Here is a 7,035-nt window from a genome sequence, read left to right as displayed (position 1 = left end):
GGCGCTACATGTCGCTTGAAACCCTCGCCCGCGTCACCGACAATCCCAACGTCAGGCTGCCCGCCGTGGCCACCTGACAAGACCCGGACCTTTCCGAAGGTCAGCGCTGATACACCACGCCGTGGGACACTATCAACCCGGGTGAATACGGCTTCGAGGTCTTCTTGTTGTGTGTCTGTTCCATGATGGGCAATTCTCCGAGAGTTTTGCCCCCCGGCAAACCCGGGGCGGTTCAACACCACGCTCAGGGACAGCATCATTGCCCCGGACACTGCACGTGTCGGACGTGTCGATCCGGCGGTGGCTCAAGCTGGCCGAAGAACGCGCCGAACGCCTGGCCGAAGAACAGACGGCACGCGCGGCCAAGCGGGGCAGATGGGGCAAGCCATGACGGGCACCGCGCTTCGCCTCGCCCGGGCCGAAGCCCGCGCCGCGCGCGACCGATCCGCCGCGCCGGTGTCGGCACTGCACCGGGCGATTGCCGCTGCCGCTCTTGAACAGGCGGTTGAAGGCAGCGTTCAACAGGGCCTTCAAGCCCTGCCCGAACCGACCGCGCCGCACATCGCCCCGGACGCGCCCGGCTGATCGACAATGACCCCGAGTTGCGGGCGTTCGTCACGGCGCGGATTGACCGGCTGACCTTCTGCCAGCTTGCCGACGCGGTGGCAGCGCACTTCCCGCCGAAACGCCACGTCAAGAAGCCCGCGATTCACGCCTGGTGGAAGCAGCAACAGGGCGGACGAAAGCCGGACCATTCAGGATAGCCCCCGGGCGCTGGCCGTCTGCCGGTATCAGAACGACTTTTGACCGGGTATCAGTGTAGGTCATGCGTCACAGCCGGCGGCCGGGGGGGGGGGCGCCGGGGGCCAGCCCCCGGCCCCCCGCCCAAAGGGGGCGCCGCCCCCCTTGGGGAACCCCGCCCCCCGGCTCAGGCCAGCGTCACCGCCACGGCGGCAAAATGCAGCCCCGCCGCCACCGCAACAAAGCCGTGCCAGACCGCCGTGGCAAAAGGCAGCCGGTCCCACAGGTGAAACACCACGCCGGCCACATAGGTCAGCCCGCCGGCCAGCAGCAGCCACAGCGCCAGCACCGGCAACGAGGCCGTGATCGGCCCCAGAGCGATCAGCCCCACCCAGCCAAGCAGGATATAGGCCAGCACCGCCAGACGGTCGCCTCGCCCGGGCCACAGCACCTTGACCGCGATCCCCGCCGCCGCCCCCGTCCAGACCACCGCGCCCAAGGCCCAGGCCCAGCCCGGATGCTGCAGATGCGGGACAAAGGCCGTGTAGGTGCCGGCGATCATCACGAAGATCATCGCATGGTCGAACCGCCGCAGCAGCCATTTCAGCGCCGAAGGCGGCACCAGGTTGTAGGCCATCGAAAAGCCCCACATCAGGAAGAATCCCGCCGCATAGACCGTGGTGGCGGCAAAGACGCCCACCCCCGCCTCGCGCAGCGCATGGTTCAGCAGCAGCGGAAAGGCGATCAGCCCGGCCAGCAGCGCCAGCGCATGCACGATGCCATCGGCAAGCAGTTCCGGCAGATGCGGGCGGCGAAAGTCGAAGGCAGGCGGATGCGGGACGGCAGGGCGGGTCATGGCAGGCTCTCCGGGGGTTACCCCAGCATGTGGGCGCGCGCCGCCTCGGGTCAAGCCTTGCCCTCGCGTCGGCTTGCGGCCCGGTCTGCCTTCCGGCAATCCCCAGGTGCGCTGCGTTCCGGTTCAGGGTCGAAAACCGGAGGCGATCCCGCGCAGCCCGACCTCGACGGCGGCGCAGCGAGGGGCCTGCGCCGAGTCGCGCGGGGTGGCCCGGCGGCACGAGGCGAACACCCGGCGGGTTGCGCCCGGGGTTCCGGCGCTGACGCGATCTGCCGCCCGCCCCCGCTTGCGGCCCTGGCGCCGGCCGGGATGGAAACCCCTTTTCAAGACTTTGCGCGCAGACCCCGACTTTCAGGAGGCACTCCTCGACCGCACGATCCGCAAGGCCCGGACGCAGGCAACCGGCCGCAGCGGGGGCACCGGATCGCCATCGGTCCCTGCGACAAGGCGCAGGCGATCGGGCGTGCACAGCGCGGCCCGAGCAGCGGACTCAGCGCCGCGGCCGATCCCGACAGCTTCCCGGCACGGCACCAGCCCCCCTCCGCGCGCTCAAGCCCCCGCTTCCCGGCCCCCGGCCGCTCGGGCCCGGCCCGGCAGCCACCAGGCCCCTTCCCCGCCCGCCTGCCATCGGCAAGGCCCCCCCGGCGCGCGGCCGGCCCTTTCACCTTGACCGAAATATCCCGGGGTGAATGGGCCCGGCACGGGCCCAGAGGGGCAGCGCCCCTGCACCGCCGCCCCGGTGCCGCGGCCGTGCCGGGGCGCCGTGACGGTCGGGAAACGCCTCGGCCCCCGGCGCGCGAACATCGGCCCGCGGGGCAACCGGCCACGCTGGCAAAGACTCATATCCCGCGCCACCGGGCCTGCGGTTCGATGGTGTCGATGGGAAAACGCTGTGCCCCGATTGCGCCATGGGGCGCCTTGGGTCCGGGCCCGATGGAGAACGCTTCGGTTAACGGCGCGGGGCATCCTGCCGGGGCGCAAGCGGGCGCGAGGCCGCCGCCCCCCGATACCGGGGCCGGCTGCGCCCGAACCGGCGCCAGTCCCCGGACCCTCGCCATGCTCACCCGGCCCGACAGCACCATGGTGCAATGGCCGACACCTGCGGGCCCTGCCCGAGCTTCGCACGCCCCTGGCCGCGCACGACGCTTGCGGCCGCGAAAACCCGGCCCCGATCGCCGCTCCCTGCATCCCGGGGGCCAGGGTGGCGCGGAAACGCGCTGCACTGGCCAGGATCAACCGCATGCCACCCGTCCGGTCTCCTTCACCGGCACCGGGTGCACCGGCAAGCCGATCGCGCAGCGAAGGTCCGCAAAGCCAGTCCGCCAGCGAGGCCGGCGGCGCAGGGTGCCCCATCGCCCCCTGCAATCCGCGGCAGAATGGCGCCATCGCAAGTTTCGCCGGCTGCCTGCGCGACAAGGGCCCGAAGCCGGCGATCCGGCACAGCCGGGCCGATGCCCGCCGCGCGCTGGCCCGGCGGCGCTGCGACGCCGCGATCATCCGTCCGCTTGCCGCGCCCGGCAAACGGACCCGTTCGAGGCGGGCAGGCGTTTCGTCCTGCGCGTCTCGCCCTCGCCCGCCCCGGACCCATGCCGCCGGGTCGGGCGGGCAAAGGTTGAAAAAACCGTTAAACCGCGCCGCCAAGCCCTTGATTTCAAAGGATCGCCCCCCTGTCCCTCGCAGGGACAGGCCTCAGCGGTGCGCGGCGTAGACCTGCACCACCCGGTCCACCGCGGCCTCGGGGCTCAGCTCCTCGGACTGGCCGGTGCGCCGGCAGGTCAGCTCCACCTTGCCCGCGGTCAGGCCCCGCGGCCCCACCGTGATGCGCCAGGGCAGGCCGATCAGGTCCATCGTGGCGAACTTGGCCCCCGCCCGCTCGTCCCGGTCGTCATAAAGCGGCTCCAGCCCCCGCGCGGTCAGCGCCTGGTAAAGCCCGGCACAGGCGGCATCGGTGGCGCCGTCGCCTTGCTTGAGGTTGACGATGCCGACCGGGAAGGGTGTCACCCCCTCGGGCCAGATGATGCCCTTGTCGTCGTGGCTGGCCTCGATGATCGCGCCCAGCAGGCGGCTGACGCCGATGCCGTGGCTGCCCATTTCCACCGGCACGCGGCGGCCGTCGGCGGTGACCACGGTGGCGCCCATCGCCTCGGAATACTTGGTGCCGAAGTAGAAGATCTGCCCCACCTCGATGCCGCGGCCGACCTTGCGGTGCGCCTCGGGGACGGTCTCGAACACCGCCGGGTCGTGGGTTTCGTCGGTGCGGGCGTAAAGGGTGGTGAACTCCTCGCACACCGCCGCGACCTGGGCGCGGTCGTCATAGTCGATCTCGCGGGCGCCCAGCTTCAGCCCCGTCACGCGGTCGTCGTAGAACACCTCGGATTCGCCGGTGTTCGCCAGCACCAGGAACTCGTGCGTGTTGTCCCCGCCGATGGGCCCGCTGGCGGCGCGCATCGGAATCGCCGTCAGCCCCATGCGTTCATAGGTGCGCAGGTAGCTGACCATGTGGCGGTTGTAGGCGTGCAGCGCCGCTTCCTTGTCCACATCGAAATTGTAGCCGTCCTTCATCAGGAACTCGCGCCCCCGCATCACGCCGAAGCGCGGGCGCACCTCGTCGCGGAACTTCCACTGGATGTGGTAGAGCGTCAGCGGCAAGTCCTTGTAGCTGTTCACATGGGCGCGGAAGATGTCGGTTATCATCTCCTCGTTGGTCGGGCCATAGAGCATGTCGCGCTCGTGCCGGTCCTTGATGCGCAGCATCTCCTGGCCATAGTCGTCATAGCGCCCGGATTCCCGCCACAGGTCGGCCGGTTGCAACGTGGGCATCAGCAGGGGGATGTGCCCGGCCCGCACCTGTTCCTGATGCACGATCTCCTCGATCCGGCGCAGCACGCGATAGCCCAGCGGCAACCAGGAATAGATGCCGGCCGCCTGCTGCTTTATCATCCCCGCCCGCAGCATGTAGCGGTGCGACACGATCTGGGCGTCGGCGGGGTTTTCCTTGAGCACAGGCAGGAAGTAGCGGGACAGGCGCATCGGCGGTCCTATGACTGGAACGGGTTGCGGTCTTGGTAGCCGCTGGGGGGCGCAAGGGCAAGGCCCGGCCCGTGGTGCGCGCCCGGGAGGGGTCCGGCGCGTCGGGGGCGCCCCCCCGGCGGGCGGCCTGACCTGCGGCCCGGTCAGAACGCCCCTTGCAGCCGCGCCCGCGTTTCGGTCAGATGGGCGGATGCAAAGGGCAAAGGTCTGGCTGTATCGCGGGGCGCAGGCGGGGGCACTGGCGCTGACCACCGGTGTGGGGGCGCTGGGGCTGGCGCAGCATCCGTTCGCCGCACCGCTGGTCGAACGCAGCATCGACGACACGGCGCGGGAACTGGAACGCGCCTTCAAGGCAACCTTCACGCCGGGCTGGGTGGAAGGGGCGCTGGCGCAGGCCCTGGCGGCGGGGGACCAAGCTCGCGCGCTGTGGCTGGCCGATCTGGCGCTGGCGGAAGGCGTGGCGCTGAATCCGGAGCAGGCGCAGCAGATCGCCGCCCTGCGCGCGCAGCAAGAAGGGCTGTTGGCCGGGGCCATCGATTGTGCGCTCTGCGCCTGGGACATCCGGTCGTGCCGGTCGTTGCCGCAGATCGCCGCTTGCGCGATCCCGGTCGAGCTGACCCCGCTGGGCGATGCCAACGCCTTGCGCCGGCAGGCGTTGGCCGCGCTGCACGGCGCCGAGGTGGACCGGCTGGAAACCGGTTTGGCGCTGGTCGGGCTGGGGGCGACCGCGCTGGTCGTGCTGACCGGCGGGTCATCGGCGGCGCTGAAGGCCGGGGCCAGCGGCTTGCGGGTCGCGCGGCGGATGGGCAGCGTTTCGCCCGATCTGGGCCGCGTGCTGGCCGATGCCGCCGATCTGCCGGTGAACTGGACGGCGGCGCTGCGCAACGCCCCGCTGGACGAGATCACCGATGCGGCAAAGCTGGCGCGGCTGGGGAACATCGCGCGGGATCTGGGCAAGGTGGCGGCCAACACCGCGCCTGCCGATGCGCTGATCCTGCTGCGGCATGTGGACAGCGCCGACGATGCCGCACGCCTGGCGCGGCTGTCCGATGCCGCGAGGGCACGCACCCTGTCGAGGGTCGAGGTGCTGGGCAAGGCACGGGCCTTCCGCGCCATGGTCCGGGTCAGCGATGTGGCGCTGGCGACGCTGGCGGCGCTCTATGCGGCGGCGGTGCAGATCCTGCTGATGCTGTCGGGCGGGCTGGTGCGCGCGGTGCTGCGGCTGGCCCGGCCCTGATTATTCGGCGGCAGCGGCCTTGGCTTCGGCCGCGTCGATTTCGGCGGCCTTCTGCTCCACCAGTTCGACGATGTGGTCGATCATCTGCTCGTTCGACAGCTTGTGCGCCTGCTTGCCGGCCAGGTAGACCATGCCATGCCCCGCGCCGCCGCCGGTGAAACCGATGTCGGTCATCAGCGCCTCGCCCGGGCCGTTCACCACGCAGCCGATGATCGACAGGCTGAGGCTGGTGGTCACATGCGCCAGCCGGTCTTCCAGCGCCGACACGGTCTTGATGACGTCGAAGCCTTGCCGCGCGCAGGACGGGCACGAGATGATGGTAACGCCGCGGTGGCGCAGGCCCAGGGATTTGAGGATTTCGAACCCGACCTTGACCTCCTCGACCGGGTCGGCCGAAAGCGAGACGCGGATGGTGTCGCCGATGCCCATCCACAGCAGGTTGCCCAGCCCGATGGCGGATTTCACCGTGCCCGACATCAGGCCGCCGGCCTCGGTGATGCCGAGGTGGATCGGGGCATCGGTCGCATCGGCCAGTTGCTGGTAGGCGGCGGCGGCCAGGAACACGTCCGAGGCCTTCACGCTGATCTTGAATTCGTGAAAGTCGTTGTCCTGCAACAGCTTGATGTGGTCGAGCCCGGATTCGACCATCGCATCGGGGCAGGGTTCGCCGTATTTTTCCAGCAGGTGGCGTTCAAGCGAACCGGCGTTGACGCCGATGCGGATGCTGCAGCCGTGGTCCTTGGCGGCCTTCACCACCTCGGCCACGCGCTTGGCATCGCCGATGTTGCCGGGGTTGATGCGCAGGCAGGCGGCGCCGGCCTCGGCGGCCTCGATGGCGCGGCGGTAGTGGAAATGGATGTCGGCGACGATGGGCACGGGCGATTCGCGCACGATGTCGCGCAAGGCGCGGGTGCTGTCCTCGTCGGGGGTGGAGACGCGCACGATGTCGGCCCCGGCCACGGCGCAGCGCTGGATCTGCGCGATGGTGGCCTTGACGTCGGTGGTGAGCGTGTTGGTCATGGTCTGCACCGAGATCGGTGCATCGCCGCCCACAAGCACCTTGCCCACGCGGATCTGGCGCGACTTGCGGCGGTCGATGTTGCGCCAGGGGCGGATCGGATTGTGCGACATCACCGGCCTCGTGTCAGGGGGTCATGTCGCAGATACCCCT

General features: G+C 70.4%; 6 protein-coding genes. 3 read left to right on the top strand and 3 right to left on the bottom strand.

The features are described 5' to 3' along the window. The first annotated feature begins 259 nt into the window (after window positions 1-259). Together ACK4S2_RS10140 and ACK4S2_RS10135 are read left to right on the top strand one after the other, a co-directional pair. On the top strand, window positions 260-391 hold the full coding sequence (locus ACK4S2_RS10140; protein ID WP_409623674.1) for a hypothetical protein: 132 nt from the start codon (window positions 260-262) through the stop codon (window positions 389-391). Beyond that, window positions 388-585: a hypothetical protein gene (locus ACK4S2_RS10135; protein WP_409623673.1), complete on the top strand. Its 198-nt coding sequence runs from the start codon at window positions 388-390 to the stop codon at window positions 583-585. The genes ACK4S2_RS10140 and ACK4S2_RS10135 overlap by 4 nt, the downstream gene beginning before the upstream one ends. A 343-nt stretch (window positions 586-928) precedes the next feature. On the opposite strand, the gene trhA is transcribed toward ACK4S2_RS10135, so the two are convergent. Further along, on the bottom strand, window positions 929-1,597 hold the full coding sequence (trhA, locus tag ACK4S2_RS10130) for a PAQR family membrane homeostasis protein TrhA (RefSeq protein ID WP_409623671.1): 669 nt from the start codon (window positions 1,595-1,597) through the stop codon (window positions 929-931). A gap of 1,689 nt (window positions 1,598-3,286) precedes the next feature. Further along, the gene (gene proS / locus ACK4S2_RS10125; RefSeq protein WP_409623669.1) at window positions 3,287-4,627 is read right to left on the bottom strand and encodes a proline--tRNA ligase; all 1,341 of its coding nucleotides are present in this window, start codon (window positions 4,625-4,627) and stop codon (window positions 3,287-3,289) included. A 190-nt stretch (window positions 4,628-4,817) separates the two neighbouring features. On the opposite strand from proS, the gene ACK4S2_RS10120 reads away from it, so the two are divergent. Beyond that, a complete protein-coding gene (locus tag ACK4S2_RS10120) occupies window positions 4,818-5,864 on the top strand; it encodes a hypothetical protein (protein ID WP_409623667.1) in 1,047 nt (348 codons plus the stop codon). On the opposite strand, the gene ispG is transcribed toward ACK4S2_RS10120, so the two are convergent. After that, a complete protein-coding gene (gene ispG, locus ACK4S2_RS10115; protein ID WP_409623665.1) occupies window positions 5,865-6,995 on the bottom strand; it encodes a flavodoxin-dependent (E)-4-hydroxy-3-methylbut-2-enyl-diphosphate synthase in 1,131 nt (376 codons plus the stop codon). Window positions 6,996-7,035: the final 40 nt, after the last annotated feature.

The organism is Gemmobacter sp., from assembly GCF_046292685.1.
Lineage (GTDB): Bacteria > Pseudomonadota > Alphaproteobacteria > Rhodobacterales > Rhodobacteraceae > Wagnerdoeblera.
This window is presented reverse-complemented; position numbering and strand designations above follow the sequence as displayed.

Bases quoted from the DNA above. Each gene is read 5' to 3' on its own strand.
- ACK4S2_RS10135 (WP_409623673.1), top strand. From the start codon at position 388: ATGACGGGCACCGCGCTTCGCCTCGCCCGGGCCGAAGCCCGCGCCGCG.
- trhA (WP_409623671.1), bottom strand. From the start codon at position 1,597: ATGACCCGCCCTGCCGTCCCGCATCCGCCTGCCTTCGACTTTCGCCGC.
- proS (WP_409623669.1), bottom strand. From the start codon at position 4,627: ATGCGCCTGTCCCGCTACTTCCTGCCTGTGCTCAAGGAAAACCCCGCC.
- ACK4S2_RS10120 (WP_409623667.1), top strand. From the start codon at position 4,818: ATGCAAAGGGCAAAGGTCTGGCTGTATCGCGGGGCGCAGGCGGGGGCA.
- ispG (WP_409623665.1), bottom strand. From the start codon at position 6,995: ATGTCGCACAATCCGATCCGCCCCTGGCGCAACATCGACCGCCGCAAG.